We start from the raw sequence: 19,054 nt of genomic DNA, 5'->3' as shown, positions 1-19,054 counted from the left end.
ACCGATGCCGGATGCGCGTTGGCGGATCAGGCAGGAACGTAGGTCAGCCTGATCACGTCATCGTCAATCAGATCGCTGGCCACAAAGCGAAGCGGTGGCCGAGGGCCGGCGAAGAACGGCTTGCCGTGACCAAGCACGACCGGGTGGAAGTAGAGCTGGTACTCGTCGATCAGACCAAGGTCGGTCACGCTTCGGGCAAGGTTGGGGCCAGACAGCGAAATCTCCCCAGCGAGATCAGCCTTCAGCCCACGGATCACCGCCTCGACGTCGTCCTGGACAAGTGTGGCATTGGGGCCGACTGACGTCAGCGAGCGCGACACGACCCATTTCGGTTGGTTTCGCCACGCCGCCGCGAACTCGTGTCCTTCCGCGCTCCACTCGGGACGGTCTTCGTCCCAATAACGCATGACCTCGTACATGCCGCGACCGTACACGCTGCCGGCAAGGTCGCGCACTTGCTCTGTCCAGTGACGGAAGAGCGTGGGGCGTGAGGGCATTGCCAGGTGGTCGACGTAACCATCAAGGGACTGGTTCATCCTGAAAATGAGCTTGGCCATGCTGCAAGGTCTCCAACCCGGGCCTTCAGGATAATCCGAGCCACCGTTATGCAGAAGGGAGATCGGAGGCAAACCGTGTGCCGGCGAGCACGCGGCCAAGCGTCCACCAGCCGTTGTTGCAAAATAACCTCAGTAGCTGGACCAGATATACTTTCGGGCATGGGCTGGTCTTGGCGATGCGTCAGGCTGTCACTATAAGGACCGTTCCGCGATTCATTTGCGGGAGGTCCGAATGGCAGTATTTCAAATGGTAATGCGAGGCCGCGAAGCTTAGGTCTCATCCGGCGCTCCGCGAGGGTCTGTCTCTCGTGCCGAAGCCGGATCGAGCTCAGGCTTATGCCGATGCCGGTCGCCGCCCTCCCGAGGGCTCGACGCCAATATGCCACTCCGCATCCCGGGCACCATCTGCCTCAGCGCGGCTTTTCAATTTTCGACCTTACTGGGATCGGGCTCGTTTGCGCCCGAATGACATCATGGCTCGTTTTAAGATCGATCTGCGCGCGAGCGCCTTTCGCAACGTTCTTGGCTTCACGCTCACTCATTGGCGGCGCCAGCCATGGCGGCTGTCGCTCATCATGGGCGGTTTTCTGCTGTCGACGCTGGCTGATGTGCTGACGCCGCTCTATTCCGGCCGGCTGGTCGACGCCGTGGCCAGCAGCGCCGGCGCGGATGCCATTGCCTGGAATGCCGCGATGACGGCGTTTTCCATCCTGATGGCGCTCGCCCTGACCGGCGTCGTGCTGCGCAACCTGGCCTTCATGGGAATCGTCGAGCTGACGCTGAAGATGATGGCCGACATCGCCGCCGATGCCTTCCATCGCGTCCAGCGTTTTTCCACCGACTGGCATGCCAACAGCTTTGCCGGCTCGACGGTGCGCAAGGTGACGCGCGGCATGTGGGCGCTCGACCTGCTCAACGACACGATCCTCATCGCGCTGCTGCCGTCGGTTGTCATGCTCGTTGGCTCGACGCTGCTGCTTGGCTGGTTCTGGCCGCTGATGGGCGCGGTCGTCGCGGCAGGCTCGGTGCTGTTCATCATGATGACGGCGATGCTGTCGCTCGGCTATGTCGCTCCGGCGGCAAGGCTTGCCAACACCTGGGACACGCGCCTCGGCGGATCGCTGGCCGACGCGGTGAGCTGCAACGCCGTGGTCAAGGGTTTTGGCGCCGAGGAGCGCGAGGAGCACCGCCTCGCCAAGGTGGTTGCCAAATGGCGTGCGCGCACGCGGCGCACCTGGGTGCGCGGCACCATCAACGGCACCACGCAAGGGGCGCTGCTGCTGGCCATGCGCGCCGCGGTGATCGGCCTGGCGCTGATGCTGTGGTCGTGGGGGCAGGCGAGCGCCGGCGACGTCGCCTTCGTGCTCACTTCGTTCTTCGTGCTGCAGGGCTATTTGCGCGATATCGGCACGCATATCCGCAATCTGCAGCGCTCGATCAACGACATGGAGGAACTGGTGGATTTCCAGTCGGAGCCGCTCGGCATCGAGGATCGGCCCGGCGCCAGGCCGATCCGGATCACGCAAGGGGCGATCAGCTTCGGCAACGTCACCTTCCATTATGGCAGCCACCGGTCGCCGCTCTATCGCGACTTCTCGGTCGACATCGCACCGGGTGAACGTGTGGGGCTGGTCGGCCATTCGGGGTCGGGCAAGACGACTTTCGTCAAGCTGATCCAGCGGCTCTACGATGTGAACGCTGGAAAGATCCTGATCGACGGCCAGGATATCTCGCAGGTGGCACAGGCATCGCTGCGCGGGCAGATCGCGATCGTCCAACAGGAGCCGATCCTGTTCCACCGGTCGCTGGCCGAAAACATTGCATATGCCAGGCCAAGTGCGACGCAGGATGAGATCGAGCATGCCGCACGCCTGGCGAGCGCGCACGACTTCATCACCAGCCTGCCGAAGGGTTACGGTACGCTGGTGGGCGAGCGCGGCGTGAAACTGTCGGGCGGCGAGCGGCAACGCGTGGCGATCGCGCGTGCCTTCCTCGCCGATGCCTGCATCCTGATCCTGGACGAGGCGACATCGAGCCTCGATTCGGAATCGGAGGTGCTGATCCAGCAGGCGATGGAACGGCTGATGGTCGGCCGCACGACGCTGGTCATCGCGCACCGGCTCTCGACGGTGCGGGCGCTCGACAGGCTGCTGGTCTTCGATTGCGGCAAGATCGTCGAGGAAGGCTCGCATGACGAGCTGATCCGGCTGAAAGGCGGCATCTACCGCCGACTGTTCGAGCGCCAGGCGCTTGAACTGACCAAGGGCCTGGTCATTTGACGAGAGGTGGCCTCCGGCTTCGGCCGGAGGCCCTCCCAGGCATCGGTCAGCTGGAGCGACGTACGCGGCATCGTTTTTGCGCACCCGGTTTCTAGGCGTGTTGGTTATAACGCAGGCCGCGACACGTCGTTTCTACCATTGGTTGCCGCTCATTTACTCAAAAGCAACCCAGAGATAGTAGGTGCGTATCCTGGGGATCGGATTGATCAGCGCAGGATTTTGGCTTGCCTCTTGTTTCCACAAATGCCGGTCCAGAAAAGGTGACTTCGCCTTCGGTGCTGGACTCCCAACACGGTTCGGTTCGGCCGCTGGCCGCCGAAGATCTCGAGCGGGTCGCAGCACTCTTCCTGACCAAGTTTCGGCGGCGGCGTCACCTCCGCGATCGCGCGGTCGCGGAGACGGCCGGGTATATGAGGGAGATCTATCTCGACCCTGCCGGCCAGTCGGGTCCGAGCAACGCTCTTGTCCAGATCAACCCGCAAGGTGATCTGGGCGGGTTCCTCGGCGTCCTGAAAGCCCGCTACGAGCTCAACGGAACAACATTGAAAGCGGCGATCATCGGTCCGCTGATGGCCGACCCCGGCACCGATCACGGTTCGGCCGGCCCGCAATTGCTGCGTGCCCTGCATCAAGGCGAATTCGATCTGTATCTGACCGATTCCGCCAACCGGGTGTCCCTGGCCTTCGCGCGCCCGATGAAATATCAGCTCCTGCCGGTGCATTGTCTGGGATGGACCTGTATTTTCCGGCCGGCCGCGATGGCCGCCGCCATGTTGCACCGTAGATGGCCCGGCCTGCCTCGCCTGGTACTTGATCCCGGCGCGAGAGCATTCGATGCACTTGCGAAAAGAAGGTTCGGGTCCCCCATCCAGCCTTCATCGTCGCATCGGGTCCATCATGAACCGATGGATGCCGCGCAGTTTGCCGAGCGGTTGCCGACCCTCCTGTCCGATTACGCTCTTCGACCGAGCTGGGAGGATGGCGAGCTGCTACGGCTGCTCGCGCTGGCGGCAGAGAAGCGGGCCGACGGTCCGCTTCATTTCGGTGGGACTTACGACGAAACGGGCAAAATGCTCGGTTGTCATGCCTTCTATGGTCAAGCTGGCGGCATCGCGAACCTGTTGCAAATCCAGGCGTCCGGATCTCACTGGGGCGCGACGTTGGACGGACTTGTCGCGGCTGCGTGGGATTTGGGCTGCGTGGGCATCACCGGGCAGACGCAGAGCCGATTCATGCCTCAACTCTTCGGCTACAGGAATGTCTTCTTCCGCTATGCCGGGGGGACGATGGTCCGCTCGCGAATTGCCGAGGTCACGGAAGCGGTCCGCTCCGGCGACATCTTTATCGGTGGGCTGATGGGCGACCGCTGGACCCGCCTCAGTTCCGACGACTTCGGCCACTGATCGGCTTCAACGACCTGTTTGCCGGCGCCGTCCCTCGACGAGTTGACCCATGGCGGCAGGGAAGGCGGCCCATGTAGCCGCCTGGGCCCACGCCACCCCGGTCTTTTCATTGCTTGCGCCATGTTCTATGTCTGCCGCACGGCGCGGGGGCGCATCTTGTCAATCACCAAGGCATCCGGTACGCCCCGCTCATGACAGTTACCGTTCGTTTCGCTCCGTCACCGACCGGCCGCATCCATATCGGCAATGCGCGCACCGCTCTGTTCAATTGGCTGTTTGCGCTCAACAACAAGGGCCGCTTCATCCAGCGCTTCGACGACACCGACATCGCCCGCTCGAAGCAGGAATTCTCCGACGCCATCCTCTACGACCTGCATTGGCTGGGCATTTTTCCGGATGCCACCGAATATCAGTCGCGACGCTTCGAGATCTATGACGCGGCGGTCGAGCGGCTGAAGGCGGCGGGCGTTCTCTATGCCTGCTACGAAACGCCCGAGGAACTCGATCTCAGGCGCAAGGTGCGCCGCACGCGCGGCCTGCCGCCAGTCTATGGCCGCGAGGCCTTGACGCTGACGCAGGAGCAGGTGGCCGAATACCAGGCCGACGGCCGCCGGCCGCACTGGCGCTTCCTGTTGCCCAATTTCTCCGCCGATCCGCAGCAGCCGGAGCGCACTGAGATCCATTGGGACGATCTGGTGCGCGGCGAGGAAACGGTTGACCTGGCCTCGCTGTCCGACCCAGTCCTGGTGCGCGAGGACGGTACCTATCTCTACACGCTGCCTTCCGTCGTCGATGACATCGAGATGGGCATCAGCCATGTCATCCGCGGCGACGACCATGTCACCAATACGGGTGTCCAGATCGCCCTGTTCCGGGCATTGGGTGCCGAGCCTCCGGTGTTCGGCCACCACAATCTTTTGACCACCGTCTCGGGCGAGGGGCTGTCGAAGCGGACCGGCGCGCTGTCCATCGAAAGCCTGCGCGAGGATGGTATCGAGCCGATGGCGGTCGCTTCGCTCGCCGTGCTGGTCGGCACATCGGAGAACGTCGCGGCCGCCCATGATCTCGGCGAACTCGCCGGCCACTTCGACCCGGCCGCGACATCGAAATCATCGGCCAAGTTCGATCCGGACGAGCTTTTCGTGCTCAACCGCGTGCTGCTGCACCATATGCCGTTCGACGAGGCGCGCGACCGGCTGATGGTGCTTGGCATTTCAGGCGAGCAGGCCGAACCGTTCTGGCTGGCCGTGCGCGGCAATCTGGACAGGTTGGCGGATGCCGTGGCCTGGTGGCGGGTCCTGCGCGAGGGACCGCAGGAGAAGCCCGAATTTTCCACTGATGACCGCGATTTCCTTCACCAGGCCTTCGATGTCCTGCCTGAAGATCCTTGGAGCGGGACGGTCTGGAAGGATTGGACGGGCAAGATCAGGGAAGCGACCGGGCGCAAGGGCAAAGCGCTGTTCATGCCGCTGAGGCTTGCCCTTACCGGGCTATCTTCGGGGCCGGAGCTTGCAGATCTATTGCCGCTGATGGGTCGGGAAGGAACGTTGGCCCGACGACCCTGACCTTGCGCTGCTCCGGCGGCAAGGCGGACACGGGCGACGTCACCGGCTTGGCGGAGAGACGCTTGATGGCTTCGCGGTCGAGCCCGCCTTCCATATTCGCCAGGGTCTCCGGATCCGCCCCCGGATCGGGCTTGGAAGGCGGAACCGGGGTGAACGATGTTGCGTTCGTCTCGGGCTGGGACTGCTCAGGGGCGGGCGGGTTGCCGCCGATGATCTGGAAATTCTGCGCGGCGTTGCAACCGCAGGCCGGCGGCCGCGCCACGTTGGACTGCTTGTAGAGATAGGCGGTCGGCAATTCGCTGTAGGGCCTGCCGGTGACCGATGACGTCATCGATGCCGAATCGTCGTCCATGCCGCGTGAATAGAAGACCTGCATCTCGGTGCCGGGGCAGCTCGATTCGCAGTTCTTCTGGTCGCGCTCGAAGTCGCTGGTCGAGGCGGCGTTCGACATCGGGAAGAAATAGCCGTCGCAGGTGCGCACGCAGGTGGTGTGGAATTCACCGCCGGTGCCCGGAAAGTCCGGAATGCCGGGCCGGTTCAGGACGCGGCTTACACCGCGCTCTTCATCTGTATCGTCAGGCTGGTCCCTCGTATCGTCAGATTGGTCCGACCTGTCGGCCTGCCGGTTGTCACCGCCGAAAAGCTGCTCGAACAGGTTTGCGTTGCCGTCTTCACGGCTTGCTTCCCGCAAGGGTTCCCGGCGCGGCGCAACCGGGTCGTCGCGGCAGCCATTGGCGTCGAGCGCGGCCAGGATGCGGCCACGGTCGCGGCGCGATCCGCCGCCGCCGGCGAGCTGGGCTCGCTTGGCCTGCAGGCTGTCGAGATTGGCGTTCATGCGGTCGATGGTGGCGTTGAGGCCGGCGCACTGGTTGACGTTGCGGGAAAACAACGAAAACCCGCATCCGGCGCCGTTCGCCTGGCTGCGGGCTTTTGAAATCTGCTCACGCTGCCGTTCGATCGCGGCGTCGTATTTGCGGATCATTGCCGGACCGCCGCCACCGCTGCGCGAGGCAGCGGCAAGGTCGGCTTCCAACTGGCGGCAGACCCGCGAGGCAGCCTGCGGCTCGGTGATTGTGGCGCCGGACAGCAAAAGGCCAAGCAGCACGGCAGCATGCGCCTGCTTCAACCCTCCGACTGTCATCCGTCCAACTCCGCCTGATCGTCCGCAAGGCTATCGTATTCGCGGTTAACCGCAATTTACTGCGAAAGCTGCGTTGAGCCCAGATCGACGATCGCCTGTGCCTTGTGCGCGGCTTCGACGACGGCCAGCGCGGTCATGTTGACCACGCCGCGCGACGTGACCGAAGGCGTCAGAATATGCGCCGGCTTGTCGGTGCCGAGCAGGATCGGCCCGACATGCAGCGCATCCATCATGGCACGCAGCGCCGTCAGCGTGATGTTGGCCGAATCGAGGTTCGGGAACACCAGGAGATTGGCTTCGCCCTTCAGCCGCGAATGCGGATAGACGCGCTGGCGCAGATGCTCCGACAAAGCGGAATCGGCATGCATTTCGCCGTCGCACTGCAATTCCGGCGCGATGCGCGCCAGGATCGCCGCCGCCTGCCGCATCTTGAGCGCGCTCGGCGAATCGCGCGAGCCGAAATCCGAATGCGACAGCAGTGCCGCCTTCGGCTCGATGCCGAAGCGCTGGATTTCCTCGGCCGCCAGCACGGTCATCTCGGCGATCTCCTCGGCGGTCGGGTCGACGGAGACGTGGGTGTCGGTGAGGAAGATGATGCCGCGCTGCGAGATCAGCATCGACAGCGTCGACAAATCATAATCCTTGATGCCGGCGCGCGGCCCGATGATCAGCGTCACGTTGCGCAGATGCCGCTCGAAGCGCCCTTCGAGGCCGCAGACCATGGCGTCGGCATCGCCACGCTTCAGCGCCAGTGCGGCGATCACCGTATTGTCGGTGCGCACCATGGTGCGCGCGGCCTCCGTCGTCACGCCGCGCCGGCCGGCGAGTTCGATCAGGAGGTCGACATAGTGGCGATAACGCGGATCGTCTTCCGGGTTGATCAGGCCGAAATCGACACCCGGCTTGATGCGCAGGCCGTAGCGCTTCAGCCTGACTTCGATGACATGCGGACGGCCGATCAGGATCGGTTCGGCTATGCCTTCCTCGAGCACCACCTGGGCGGCGCGCAGCACACGCTCATCCTCGCCGTCGGCGTAGATGACGCGCTTGGCGCTCGAGGCCTTGGCGGACGAGAACACCGGCTTCATCACCAGGCCGGAGCGGAAGACGAAGCGGTTGAGCTTGTCGATATAGGCGGCGAAATCGGTGATCGGCCGTGTCGCGACGCCGGTGTCGCAGGCCGCCTTGGCGACCGCCGGCGCGATGCGCAGGATGAGCCTGGGATCGAAGGGCGAGGGGATCAGGAAATCGGGTCCGAAGATCGGCGTCTCGCCCGAATAGGCGCGCGCGGCGACGTCCGAAGGCTCTTCGCGGGCAAGGGCCGCGATGGCGCGGACCGCCGCCATCTTCATCTCCTCGTTGATGGCGCTGGCGCCGCAGTCCAGCGCACCACGGAAGATGTAGGGGAAGCAGAGTACGTTGTTGACCTGGTTGGGAAAATCGGACCGGCCCGTGCAGATCATCGCGTCGGGGCGCGCCGCGCGCGCAACCTCCGGCATGATCTCCGGATTGGGGTTGGCCAGAGCCAGGATCAGCGGCTTCGGCGCCATGTGCTGGAGCAGTTCCGGTTTCAGCACGCCGGCGGCCGAAAGGCCGAGGAAGACGTCTGCACCCGCAATGACGTCGGCCAGCGTGCGCGCCTCGGTATCCTTCACATAGGGGTCTTTCCAGCGGTCCATCTCGTCGGTGCGGCCCTTGTAGGCGACGCCGAAACGGTCGGTGACCCAAATATTTTCGACGCGCACGCCGAGCGAGACCAGGAGGTTGAGGCAGGCGAGGGCCGCGGCACCGGCGCCGGAGGTGACGACCTTGATGTCCGAAATGGTCTTGCCGGCGAATTCCAGCCCGTTGAGCACGGCCGCGGCGACGATGATGGCGGTGCCATGCTGATCGTCGTGGAACACCGGTATCTTCATGCGCGCCTTGAGCCGTTCCTCGACCTCGAAACACTCCGGCGCCTTGATGTCCTCGAGGTTGATGCCGCCGAAGGTCGGCTCCAGGGCGGCGACCGTTTCGACCATGCGCTCGATTTCGGGCGCGTCGATCTCGATGTCGAAGACGTCAATGCCGGCGAATTTCTTGAACAGGACCGCCTTGCCCTCCATCACCGGCTTGGACGCCAGCGGGCCGATATTGCCGAGGCCGAGCACGGCCGAGCCGTTGGAGACGACGCCGACCAGGTTGGCGCGCGCCGTATAGTCGGCGGCGGTCGCCGGATCGTCGCGGATCTCCAGGCAAGGGGCCGCCACGCCAGGCGAATAGGCGAGCGCCAGGTCGCGCTGGTTGCCGAGCGGCTTGGTCGCCTGGATTTCAAGTTTTCCAGGCGTCGGATACTTGTGGAAGTAGAGGGCGGCTTCGTCGAGGTCCGAACGTGCCGTTTTCTTGCTCTCGCCAGTCATTCCGGCCCTCCCTGCGCTCTGCCTGCGACCCTTCTTAGCATGCGGCCGCGGTTTTTCGAGACGCCAAATGACGCAATCGCGGATCACATTGGCGAGACAGGAATAGCTGATTTATTTCAGCCGCTTCGACAGGGTTTCTTTCGCGTTGCGATTACCGAGGCTCAGAACGCGCTGACGTAGAGGCCGCCATCCACCGGAATGTTCTGCCCGGTCAGGTAGCCGGCATGGACCGAGCACAGGAAGGCGCAGATCTGGCCGAATTCCTCGGGCGTGCCGAGCCGCTTGGCCGGCACGTCGGCGCTGATGCGGGTCTTGCGCGCCGCCGCCGCGGCGGGCTCCTCGACGGAGCCTGCCTCATGCGGGCCGCGCAGCCGGTCGGTATCGAGCTTGCCCGGCAGCAGGCTGTTGATGGTGACGTTGCGGTCGATCACCGTGCGCGCCACGCCGGCGAGGAACGAAGTCAGGCCGGCGCGCGCCCCCGACGATAGGTCGAGGCCGGGGATCGGCACGTAGACCGACAGCGAGGTGATGTTGACGATGCGGCCGAAGCCACGTTTGGCCATGCCGTCGATGACGGCCTGCACCAGCTCGATCGGTGTGACCATGTTCTGGGTGACGCCTTCGAGGATTTTGCCGCGATCGAGTTCGCGGAAATCGCGCAATGGCGGGCCGCCATTGTTGTTGACGAGAATGTCGGGTTCGGGGCAGGCGGCAAGCAGAGCCTTCTGCACTTCGGGTTTCGAGACATCACCGACGACTTCCGTGACCGTCACGCCGTAGCGCTCGCGCAGCTCGGCGGCGGTTTTCGCCACCAGTTCGGCGTTGCGCCCGTTGACGACGACGTCGCAGCCGGCCTCGGCCAGCGCCATGGCGCAGCCTTTTCCAAGTCCCTTGCTTGAAGCGCAGACGATGGCTTTCTTGCCGCGAATACCGAGATCCATGACGATTTCTCCTGTGATTTGGCCGGCAGGCTAGCTCTTAGGCTGGCCCAATCGCAACCGTCATACGGTTGTTGCATGAATCGGGGCATAGGCTGCACGAAAGCAACGGTGAAACGCGATGTCCGGCCAAGAGCCCCGCACCTTCCGCAGCATGTTCATTTCCGATGTCCATCTCGGCTCGAAGGCGGCCAAGGCCGAATTCCTGATCGATTTCCTTCGCTATCACGACGCCGACATCATCTATCTGGTCGGTGACATCGTCGACGGCTGGCGGCTGCGGCGGAGCTGGCACTGGCCGCAAAGCCACAATGACGTCGTGCAGAAATTGCTGCGCAAGGCGCGCAAGGGTGCCTCGATCACCTATATCGCCGGCAACCACGATGAGTTCGCCCGCCAGTTCCAGGGCGTGCATTTCGGCGGGATCGTCGTCGCCGACCGCGCCATCCATGAGACCGCCGACGGCAGGCGCCTGCTGGTCATCCATGGCGACCAGTTCGACACCGTCGTGCACAACCAGCGCTGGCTCGCCTATCTCGGCGACCATGCCTATGACGCGGCCATGCAGGTCAACCGTGTCATCACGCGTCTGCGCCAGCTGCTCGGCCTGCCTTACTGGTCGTTCTCGTCCTGGGCCAAGGTCAAGGTCAAGAAAGCGGTGAACTTCATCGGTTCGTTCCAGACCGTGCTCAGCGAGGAAGCGCGGCGCTCGCATGTCGACGGCGTCATCTGCGGCCACATTCACCACGCCGCGATCGAGAATTATGGCGATGTGCAGTACATCAACACAGGCGACTGGGTGGAGAGCTGCACGGCGGTGGTCGAACATTTCGACGGCCGCATGGAAATCCTGACCTGGGCGCATATCCTGCCTGAAGCGCCGGACGAGCCTTTCATCCCGATGTTGATCGAAGACCGGGTCGGGCAGGCGGCCTGACACGGAATTCACGGCGGCTTTCAGCGTTAATCGGTTAGTCCAGCCGGTTTCGCCTGGTTTTCCGCCATGTTAAGGGATCGATCTACATCGCCAGCCGGCCGAGCGCGGCTTAATTGGATCGATTCATGTCCCTGCCGCCGCTTTCGCCAGAACAACTCGTCAAGCCGCGCCATTTCGAGCTGCGCATGAGCCTGATCTTCGCGACATTGTTCGTGTCGCAAGGCACGCATCTGCCCTATTTTCCGCTCTGGCTGCAGGCGAAAGGTTTCGGCGCGGAACAGATCGCCGTCATCCTTGCCGCGCCGATGTTCCTGCGCGTTCTGACGACGCCCATGCTGACGGCACTTGCCGACCGGGCGAAGGACCGCGCCGACGTCTATATCGTGCTTGTCGCGGCAACGATGGTCATTTCGGCCGGCTATTTCCTGCCGGCGACCTACGCGATCGTGCTGGCCGTATCACTGATTCTGACGATCGTCTGGACACCGCATTCGCCATTGGCCGATTCGCTTGCATTGTCCGGGGTGCGCCGCTTCGGCTCGAACTACACCGCCATGCGCAAATGGGGCTCGATCTCCTATCTCTGCGCCAATGTCGTGGGCGGCTTCATCCTGGCGGCGGCCGGAGCCAAAGCCGTGCCGGTGATCATTTTCGCGGCGCTCGCAGCAGCGCTTGCCGCAGCCTTGTTCGCGCCGCGCATGGGGCGGCCGCGCAAGGCTTCGCCGTTGTCGGCCACTGAAATCCAGCACGCGGCGCCGAGCCTCTTCAACGCCTATTTCCTCTATTTCACCTTTGGCGTTGGCATCATCACCGCCAGCCACGCCTTCCTCTACGGTTTCGTTTCCATCTATTGGAAATCGATCGGCATCAGCGATTCCGTCGTTGGCCTGCTGTGGGCCTGGGGCGTGGTGTCCGAAGTCTGCATGTTTTTGTTTTTCAATCGCATTTTCGCCTCCGTATCCGTGGTCAAGGTGATGGTGATCGCCGGCATAGGTTCGATCGTGCGCTGGATCGTCTTTCCACTGGTATGGCCGCTAGGCCTTGGCGTCGCCGGCTTCTTCGCCGTGCAGTCGCTGCATTCGGTGTCTGTCGCAATGGTGCTGATCGGATTGCAGAAAATGATCGGCGAGACCGTCTCCGAAGAGCGCACCGGTGCCGCGCAAGGCATCGCCTATTTCTTCAACGGCTTCTTCATGGCGGCCGTCACGCTTGCGTCCGGTCCACTCTACGACCGTCTCGGCGTCGATGGGTTCCTGGCGATGATCCCGATCGCGATCGTCGGCCTTGTGCTGATCGGGCTTGCGGCGCGCTCAGCCCCAAAGCACCCGGTCCGGGGGTGAGACGAGCGAACCCCGGTAGACAAGGCCCGGCTCGCGGTCGCGCGCAAGCAACAGCGGACCGTCGAGGTCGACGAAATCGGCGTCCTGGGCGAGCACCACCGCAGGCGCCATCGCCAGCGAGGTGCCGACCATGCAGCCGACCATGACGCCGAAACCGAGTTCCCGGGCGCGGTCGCGCAGGACGAGCGCCGCCGTCAGCCCGCCGGACTTGTCGAGCTTGATGTTGACGGCGTCATAGAGGCCGACAAGCAAATCCAGGTTTTTCGCCTCGTGTACGCTTTCATCGGCGCAGATCGGCACCGGATGCGCGATGTGGCGCAGGATGCCGTCATGGCCGGCCGGCAGCGGCTGTTCGATCAGCGCGATGCCTTGTTCCGCAGCAAAGGCGAGGTTCGCGACGATGTTGTCGTCGGTCCAGCCCTCATTGGCATCGAGGATGATTCGGCTCTCGGGCGCGGCCTGTCTCACCGCCTGGATCCGGGCGATGTCGTTGTCGCCGCCGATCTTGACCTTCAGCAGCGGCCGGCCGGCATTGGCGCTGGCCTGTGCCGCCATCGCCGAGGGTTCGCCGAGCGACAGCGTGTAGGCGGTTTCGAGCGGTCGCAGCGGGGCGGGCCAGATTGCGTCCGCCACCGGAATGCCGCTGGTCTTGGCTTCGAGGTCCCACAGGGCGCAGTCGACGGCATTGCGGGCCGCGCCCGCCGGCATCGCATCGAGCAGGGCGATCCGGTCGATGCCGCCGGCGATCCGCCCGCGCATGGCCTCTATCGCCGCATGCACGCCGTCCATGGTCTCGCCGTAGCGCTTGTAGGGAACGCATTCGCCGCGCCCGACATGCCCATCCTGGCTGATTGTGCAGGTGATGACCTCGGCCTCGGTCTTGGAGCCGCGCGAAATGGTGAAGGTGCCGGCGATCGGGAAACGCTCGGCCTCGACCGAAATGACACGCGCCATATTTTTCTGCTCCGGCTGTGCGAGAAGGGTTGTCGGCAAATCGACAAGGTCGGACCCATCAGGCTAAACAGGACGCCATGTTGACCATAGGCAAGCGCGACGCAAGCGGCACGACCGCCTCGGAGGCTGACCACCAGCCGCGCGTGGCTATCGGCGAGGAGGGCGGCGTTCTCGGCTGCGCCTTCTCCGGTGTCTGGACGACACGGACCGTGGCACTGATCGACGCGGACATGCGCAAGATCGAGAAACGAAGCGGTTTCAAGACTTTGGCCCTCGATCTTTCCAAGATCGAGAAGATCGACACCGCCGGCGCCTGGCTGATCGACCGGCTGGTCAGCGTCTTCGAGAAGAAGAACGTCGAGGTCCGGCTGCAGGGCCAGAGCGAGATCGCGTCCATCCTGCTCGATGCGGTGGGTGAGGCCGTCCGCCGCGAACCCGAATCCGGGCCGGCGCGGCCGCCCAACATCGTTCTTCGCGCCCTGGAGGCGGTTGGCCGGCGCGTCTATGAGATGCGCGACGATTTCCTTGCCTCGATGAATATTTTGGGCGCCACCATCCGCGGCGCGCAGATGAAGCTCGGCCGCGGCCATGCCGTCAATCCGGCGGCGATCTTCAACCAGATCGATCGCATGGGCGTCGGCGCCATACCGGTGGTGGTGCTGATGTCGGCCATCGTCGGCGCGATCGTCGCCCAGCAAGGGGCCTACCAGCTCAGCTATTTCGGCGCCGATATCTTCGTCGTCGACCTCGTCGGGGTGCTGATCCTGCGCGAGCTCGGCGTGCTGATGACGGCAATCATGATCGCCGGCCGTTCCGGCAGTGCGATCACCGCCGAGATCGGTTCGATGAAGATGCGCGAGGAGGTCGACGCGCTGAAGGTCATCGGCCTCAATCCGATCGGCGTGCTGGTCTTTCCACGCCTGGTTGCGCTGGTGATCGCCTTGCCGTGCCTGACGATCATCGCCAATTTCGCGGCGCTCGGCGGCGGCATCGCCGCGGCCTGGCTCTACTCCGACATTCCGCCGGCCGCCTTCCTCGACCGGTTGCGTGTCGCCATCGATCTCAGCACCATTTTCGCCGGCCTGATCAAGGCTCCGTTCATGGCGATGATCATCGGCACGATTGCGTCCGTGGAGGGTATGAAGGTCGGCGGCAGCGCCGAATCGCTCGGCCAGCACGTGACCGCCTCGGTGGTGAAGTCGATCTTCGTCGTCATCATCCTCGACGGGCTTTTCGCCATGTTCTACGCAGCGATCGAGTTCTGACATGGCTGAGGGGAATGGGATCGCGACGAAGGAGCAGGACGAGGGCGACCTCGTGCTTTCGGTGCGCGACGTCACCGTTGCCATCGAGGACAAGCTGATCCTCGACAAACTCTCGCTCGACATCAAACGCGGTGAGATCCTGGGTTTCGTCGGCGCTTCGGGCGCCGGCAAGTCGGTCTTGTTGCGGACCATTCTCGGGCTGATGCCCAAGCAGTCGGGAACGATCAAACTGTTCGGCGTCGACGTCGACAAGGCAAGCGATATCGAGCGGCTGCGCATCGACATGCGCCTGGGCGTGCTGTTCCAGCATGGCGCGCTGTTTTCGGCGCTGACCGTGCTGGAGAACGTGCAGGTGCCAATGCGCGAATATCTCGACCTGCCGAGAAAGCTGATGGACGAACTGGCATTGCTCAAGATCGAGCTGGTCGGCCTGCCGCCGGATGCGGCGCAGAAATTCCCCTCCGAACTCTCCGGCGGCATGATCAAGCGCGCCGCCCTGGCGCGCGCACTGGCGCTCGACCCGGATATCGTCTTTCTCGACGAGCCGACGTCGGGCCTCGATCCGATCAGCGCGGCCGAGTTCGACGAACTCGTCGTCAAGCTGCGCGACACCATGGACCTGACCGTCTATATGGTCACGCACGACCTCGACACGCTGTTTACCGCTTGCGACCACGTGGCGGTGCTCGGCAAGAAAAAGGTGCTGGTCGAAGGCACCATCGACGACATGCTGAAAAGCGAAGAACCGTGGGTGAAATCCTATTTCCGCGGAAAACGCGCCCGGCAACTTGATCTTGCGGCGCGCGCATAGCCATAAGTGAAGCAATGGAAACCAGAGCCAACTACGTCATTGTCGGGATTTTCACGCTGGTTGCGATCCTGGCGGCGTTCGGCTTCGTCTATTGGACGGCCGCGATCGGTGACAGGGGCGAGACGACGCTGCTGCGCGTGCGTATCCCGGGTTCGGCTTCCGGCCTCGGCCGCGGCAGCTTCGTGCTGTTCAACGGCGTCAAGGTCGGCGACGTCAAGCGTGTCTATATCGACGTCGACAATCCGACCGTCGCCATCGCCGACACCGAGATCGACCGGATGACGCCGATCACCAAGTCGACGCAGGCCGATATCGGCCTTGCCGGCCTCACCGGGCAGGCAAACATCGAGCTCAAGGGCGCCGATCCCAAGGAAGTGAAGCTGCTCGACCAGGCGGAAAAGGAAGGCAAGGTCGCCGAGATCGTCGCCAACCCATCCGCCGTGACCAATCTGTTGCAGACGGCGCAGAACATCTTCAACCGCGCCGACAAGGTGCTGAGCGAACTCGAAGGCTTCACCAAGGATGTCCGTGGACCGCTGACGCAGACCGTGAAGAATGTGCAGACATTCTCCGACGCGCTGGCCAAGAATTCCGACGGCATCGACAAGTTCCTGTCCTCGGTCAGCGCGCTCTCCGACGAACTGAAGGGCGTGTCCGGCAAGCTCGACGGCACGCTGAAGGCGGCGGAAGGCCTGCTCAATGCCGTCGACAAGGACAAGATCAAGAGCATCGTGGCCAATGTCGACACGGTGACCGCGAACCTAAAGCAAACCTCGCAACAGCTCGATGGCGTCATCAAGAATGTCGACACCGCGGTCGGGTCCGTCAACGACTTCGCCAAGCAGACGCAGGGCACGCTGGCCAAGGTCGACGGCGTGCTCGACGGCATCGACCCGGCGCAGGTGCGCACGGCGCTGGCCAACATCCAGAAGGCCAGCGAAAACGCCAACAAGGCCGCCGCCGACATCGCCGTCGTGACCAACAAGTTCGCCAACCGCGCCGACGACATCGACCAGACGATCAAGGATGCAAAGCAATTGGCACAACGGCTCAACGATGCCTCGGTGCGTGTCGACGGTATCCTCGCCAGGGTCGACAAATTGCTCGGCTCCGGCCAGGCGGATGGCGTGATGGCCGACGCCAGGGCGACGCTGAAATCGTTCAAGCAGGTCGCCGACACGCTGAATGCGCGGCTTGGCGTCATCACAGACAATCTGGCGCGCTTCTCGGGCCAGGGCCTGACGAATGTCGAGGCGCTGGTGCAGGACAGCCGCCGTTCGATCAACCGCATCGAGGAAGCGGTGACGGATCTCAGCCGCAATCCGCAGCGCATCCTTTCGGGTGGCGACGGCGAGGTTCGGCAATTCGATGGCAGGGCTCGGCGTTGACTTCGGCACCGGCTCGCCCCAAAAACATGAGCTGCAAAAGCGGGTTGATCTTACGATCCGGGGACAACGGGGATCGCGCGTGAAGTCTGTGTGGGTGAGAACGGGCGGGTTGACGTCGGCTGCGGCACTGCTTGTCCTGACGCTGGCGGGCTGCGCGGCGTTAGGCGGCAAGCCGGCGCCGCTCGACACCTTTGAACTGTCTGCGCCTTCGGTCGACGCGCATGGCCATAGCCGCAAGCAGATCCTGATCGCCCAGCCTTCGGCGCTCAAGGCGCTGGACAGCCAGAACATCGTCATCAAGCCCTCCGACGGCTCGATCCAGTATCTCAAGGGCGCGCAATGGGCCGATCGCCTGCCGCTGATCGTGCAAGCGCGGCTAGCCGAGACGTTCCAGCGCTCGGGCAGCTTTGCCGGAGTCGGCAAGCCGGGCGAGGGTCTGGCGATCGATTACCAGGTCATCGTCGAGGTCCGGTCCTTCGAAGTGCGCGTCGACGGTGGCGAACACGCCGAGGTCGACCTGTTCGTGCGCTTGCTCAACGACCGCAATGGCGAGGTTCGCGCTTCCAAGAGCTTCAACGCATCCGCACCCGTTTCGGGCAAAGGCAACTCCGCCTATGTCGGTGCGCTCGACAATGCGTTCGGCGATGCCGCCAGGCAGATCGTTCGCTGGACGGATTCGGTGATCTGAGCGCCGGTCTCGTTAGCTGAATCTCGCCAACGCTTTCAAGCTACAGGCGCTCGAAGACGTCCGGCCGCAGCTTTGCGTCAGCATCAGATGCTGCAGCGTGTAGGCCAAGGACACCGCATCGTCGAGCGCGTCATGCCCATGCAATGGCGGGTGCTCGACGCCGTAATAGTCCGCGAGCTTGTTGCTCGGCGTCCTCGCCAGATCCTCGATCGGCATCCCGGCCGCGATCAGCAGCTTGACGGCATTGTCAAACCGGGTGGCCGGGATCGAAGGCTGAATGCCCGCGACAAAGCAGCTGATGGCGATCATGTTCAGTTCGTCCTTGCCCCAGGACCAGAGCCGCGCGCCACTGGAAAAACGATCGATTTCGGCGAGAGCTTCTCCCAGCGCGCGCCCTTCGGTCTCAACGTCTTCCTCGGTGATGCCGGTCAGTTTGGTGAAGAACGGGTCGAGAGCGTATCTCCGGCCAAACCGGTCGACCGGTCTGATATAGCCTTTGTGCGTGCCGAGCAGCGGAAAGTCGTCCTCGAGCCCAAGCTTGACCGCGCCGATCTGCGCGATGACCGGGTCGGGATCGTGGGCCGCGCACCAGAATCGGAGTTGCGAGCCCTCAAGGCAAAGAAACTCACAGTCGAATATGATTGCCGTCTTCACGGTCACACCCTTGAGCGCTAGGGCCGCAGGTTCTGTCGGTGGATTTTCGCCTTGCCGGGGGAATCGAACCCTGGATCGTTCCTGAACCTAGTCGCTGCGGGCAGGGTCAGCCCGTGCCGGAGATTTGGAGGAGCAACAGGCGGGACATTGCCCCGCCTGTTGAATTCCTGGCTTAGTGCAGGCGGCCGCTGGCGTGGGCCAGCATGGTGTAGACCTTGCCGGTGTCCGACGTCAGGTAGGTCTGCGCCATGATGTTGTCGCGGTCGTTGCGCGAGACATCCTTGAGCAGTTTTTCGAAGTCGTCGCAGTAGCGGTCGACGGCGGCGCGGAATTCGGCCTCGGCCTGGTACTTGCGGCGGATCTCGTCGAACGTCTGCTGGCCCTTCAGCGTGTAGAGCCGGCGCGTGAACACGTCCCGCTCGCCGCGCCGATAGCGGTTCCACAACTCGATCGAGGCATCATGATCGATGGCCCGTGCGATGTCGACGGAGAGCGAGTTCAGCGATTCCACGACGTGCAGCGGCGAGCGCTGGGCAGGGGCCGCCGCGCGTGGTGCTTCCGTGGGCGCGGAAGGCGTCGTGGGCCTGAGGTCTCCTTCGTTCGATGCTGCGGCCAAGAGATCGCGTACCCAGCCGCCCTGCGGCGTGCGGGTGTTGGCGTCGGCGCGAGGGCGCGGTGCCGCCTCGGCCGGACGATCGAGGTCGAGCGTGCCGCGCAACGCGGTGCCGCCCAGCG

15 protein-coding genes and 1 pseudogene are annotated in these 19,054 nt (G+C 63.8%); 9 read left to right on the top strand and 7 right to left on the bottom strand.

The window, feature by feature from the left end; translation table 11 throughout:
• Nucleotides 1-26 precede the first annotated feature (26 nt).
• Nucleotides 27-557, bottom strand: a complete 531-nt coding sequence (locus X741_RS138545; protein ID WP_023780578.1) for a dihydrofolate reductase family protein — start codon at nucleotides 555-557, stop codon at nucleotides 27-29.
• 473 nt (nucleotides 558-1,030) lie between these two features.
• Here X741_RS138545 and X741_RS138550 point away from each other — a divergent pair, with 473 nt between their 5' ends.
• The 3 genes from X741_RS138550 to gltX all read left to right on the top strand — a co-directional run bounded on the left by X741_RS138550 (nucleotide 1,031) and on the right by gltX (nucleotide 5,804).
• Entirely contained in the window at nucleotides 1,031-2,836 is a 1,806-nt protein-coding gene (locus X741_RS138550; protein ID WP_031250640.1) for an ABC transporter ATP-binding protein, read from the top strand.
• 224 nt (nucleotides 2,837-3,060) lie between these two features.
• The gene (locus X741_RS138555) at nucleotides 3,061-4,239 is read left to right on the top strand and encodes a hypothetical protein (protein WP_031250639.1); all 1,179 of its coding nucleotides are present in this window, start codon (nucleotides 3,061-3,063) and stop codon (nucleotides 4,237-4,239) included.
• 191 nt (nucleotides 4,240-4,430) lie between these two features.
• Entirely contained in the window at nucleotides 4,431-5,804 is a 1,374-nt protein-coding gene (gltX, locus tag X741_RS138560; protein ID WP_023780575.1) for a glutamate--tRNA ligase, read from the top strand.
• Here gltX and X741_RS138565 read toward each other — a convergent pair.
• The 3 genes from X741_RS138565 to X741_RS138575 form a co-directional block, all read right to left on the bottom strand.
• The gene (locus X741_RS138565; protein ID WP_031250638.1) at nucleotides 5,722-6,945 is read right to left on the bottom strand and encodes a DUF2865 domain-containing protein; all 1,224 of its coding nucleotides are present in this window, start codon (nucleotides 6,943-6,945) and stop codon (nucleotides 5,722-5,724) included. The genes gltX and X741_RS138565 overlap by 83 nt on opposite strands.
• A gap of 56 nt (nucleotides 6,946-7,001) precedes the next feature.
• Nucleotides 7,002-9,344, bottom strand: coding sequence for an NADP-dependent malic enzyme (locus X741_RS138570; RefSeq protein WP_023780573.1), 2,343 nt, complete (start codon nucleotides 9,342-9,344; stop codon nucleotides 7,002-7,004).
• A gap of 161 nt (nucleotides 9,345-9,505) precedes the next feature.
• Complete coding sequence (locus X741_RS138575) at nucleotides 9,506-10,285, bottom strand: SDR family oxidoreductase (RefSeq protein WP_023780572.1); 780 nt, start codon at nucleotides 10,283-10,285, stop codon at nucleotides 9,506-9,508.
• Nucleotides 10,286-10,403: 118 nt separating this feature from the next.
• Between X741_RS138575 and X741_RS138580 the strand changes: the two genes are divergently transcribed.
• Nucleotides 10,404-11,219, top strand: a complete 816-nt coding sequence (locus tag X741_RS138580) for a UDP-2,3-diacylglucosamine diphosphatase (RefSeq protein ID WP_023780571.1) — start codon at nucleotides 10,404-10,406, stop codon at nucleotides 11,217-11,219.
• Between the two features lie 125 nt (nucleotides 11,220-11,344).
• The gene (locus X741_RS138585; RefSeq protein ID WP_023780570.1) at nucleotides 11,345-12,559 is read left to right on the top strand and encodes an MFS transporter; all 1,215 of its coding nucleotides are present in this window, start codon (nucleotides 11,345-11,347) and stop codon (nucleotides 12,557-12,559) included.
• Here X741_RS138585 and dgcA read toward each other — a convergent pair.
• On the bottom strand, nucleotides 12,530-13,513 hold the full coding sequence (dgcA, locus tag X741_RS138590) for an N-acetyl-D-Glu racemase DgcA (RefSeq protein ID WP_023780569.1): 984 nt from the start codon (nucleotides 13,511-13,513) through the stop codon (nucleotides 12,530-12,532). The genes X741_RS138585 and dgcA overlap by 30 nt on opposite strands.
• A 77-nt stretch (nucleotides 13,514-13,590) precedes the next feature.
• Between dgcA and X741_RS138595 the strand changes: the two genes are divergently transcribed.
• Genes X741_RS138595 through X741_RS138610 form a run of 4 tightly spaced genes read left to right on the top strand, consistent with a single transcriptional unit; the run spans nucleotide 13,591 to nucleotide 17,665 of the window.
• Nucleotides 13,591-14,778, top strand: coding sequence for an ABC transporter permease (locus tag X741_RS138595; RefSeq protein WP_023763664.1), 1,188 nt, complete (start codon nucleotides 13,591-13,593; stop codon nucleotides 14,776-14,778).
• Between the two features lies 1 nt (nucleotide 14,779).
• Complete coding sequence (locus X741_RS138600) at nucleotides 14,780-15,589, top strand: ABC transporter ATP-binding protein (RefSeq protein WP_023780568.1); 810 nt, start codon at nucleotides 14,780-14,782, stop codon at nucleotides 15,587-15,589.
• 14 nt (nucleotides 15,590-15,603) lie between these two features.
• The gene (locus tag X741_RS138605; protein WP_023763666.1) at nucleotides 15,604-16,977 is read left to right on the top strand and encodes an MlaD family protein; all 1,374 of its coding nucleotides are present in this window, start codon (nucleotides 15,604-15,606) and stop codon (nucleotides 16,975-16,977) included.
• Entirely contained in the window at nucleotides 16,958-17,665 is a 708-nt protein-coding gene (locus tag X741_RS138610; protein ID WP_032928415.1) for an ABC-type transport auxiliary lipoprotein family protein, read from the top strand. Before X741_RS138605 ends, X741_RS138610 begins: the two co-directional genes overlap by 20 nt.
• Nucleotides 17,666-17,705: 40 nt before the next feature.
• On the opposite strand, the pseudogene X741_RS02230 reads toward X741_RS138610, so the two are convergent.
• A pseudogene (locus X741_RS02230) lies at nucleotides 17,706-18,319 on the bottom strand (3'-5' exonuclease).
• Nucleotides 18,320-18,491: 172 nt separating this feature from the next.
• Nucleotides 18,492-19,054 (bottom strand): hypothetical protein (locus X741_RS01000000167260; protein WP_032928413.1); only part of this gene is annotated, 563 nt, incomplete at its 5' end.

The sequence above is a fragment of the Mesorhizobium sp. LNHC221B00 genome (assembly GCF_000502935.1).
Taxonomy (GTDB): Bacteria; Pseudomonadota; Alphaproteobacteria; order Rhizobiales; family Rhizobiaceae; genus Mesorhizobium; species Mesorhizobium opportunistum.
This window is presented reverse-complemented; position numbering and strand designations above follow the sequence as displayed.

Excerpts from the sequence above, each read along its gene's own strand:
- X741_RS138545 (WP_023780578.1), bottom strand. The coding sequence starts at position 557 with ATGGCCAAGCTCATTTTCAGGATGAACCAGTCCCTTGATGGTTACGTC.
- X741_RS138550 (WP_031250640.1), top strand. The coding sequence starts at position 1,031 with ATGGCTCGTTTTAAGATCGATCTGCGCGCGAGCGCCTTTCGCAACGTT.
- gltX (WP_023780575.1), top strand. The coding sequence starts at position 4,431 with ATGACAGTTACCGTTCGTTTCGCTCCGTCACCGACCGGCCGCATCCAT.
- X741_RS138565 (WP_031250638.1), bottom strand. The coding sequence starts at position 6,945 with ATGACAGTCGGAGGGTTGAAGCAGGCGCATGCTGCCGTGCTGCTTGGC.
- X741_RS138570 (WP_023780573.1), bottom strand. The coding sequence starts at position 9,344 with ATGACTGGCGAGAGCAAGAAAACGGCACGTTCGGACCTCGACGAAGCC.
- X741_RS138575 (WP_023780572.1), bottom strand. The coding sequence starts at position 10,285 with ATGGATCTCGGTATTCGCGGCAAGAAAGCCATCGTCTGCGCTTCAAGC.
- X741_RS138580 (WP_023780571.1), top strand. The coding sequence starts at position 10,404 with ATGTCCGGCCAAGAGCCCCGCACCTTCCGCAGCATGTTCATTTCCGAT.
- X741_RS138585 (WP_023780570.1), top strand. The coding sequence starts at position 11,345 with ATGTCCCTGCCGCCGCTTTCGCCAGAACAACTCGTCAAGCCGCGCCAT.
- dgcA (WP_023780569.1), bottom strand. The coding sequence starts at position 13,513 with ATGGCGCGTGTCATTTCGGTCGAGGCCGAGCGTTTCCCGATCGCCGGC.
- X741_RS138595 (WP_023763664.1), top strand. The coding sequence starts at position 13,591 with ATGTTGACCATAGGCAAGCGCGACGCAAGCGGCACGACCGCCTCGGAG.
- X741_RS138600 (WP_023780568.1), top strand. The coding sequence starts at position 14,780 with ATGGCTGAGGGGAATGGGATCGCGACGAAGGAGCAGGACGAGGGCGAC.
- X741_RS138605 (WP_023763666.1), top strand. The coding sequence starts at position 15,604 with ATGGAAACCAGAGCCAACTACGTCATTGTCGGGATTTTCACGCTGGTT.
- X741_RS138610 (WP_032928415.1), top strand. The coding sequence starts at position 16,958 with ATGGCAGGGCTCGGCGTTGACTTCGGCACCGGCTCGCCCCAAAAACAT.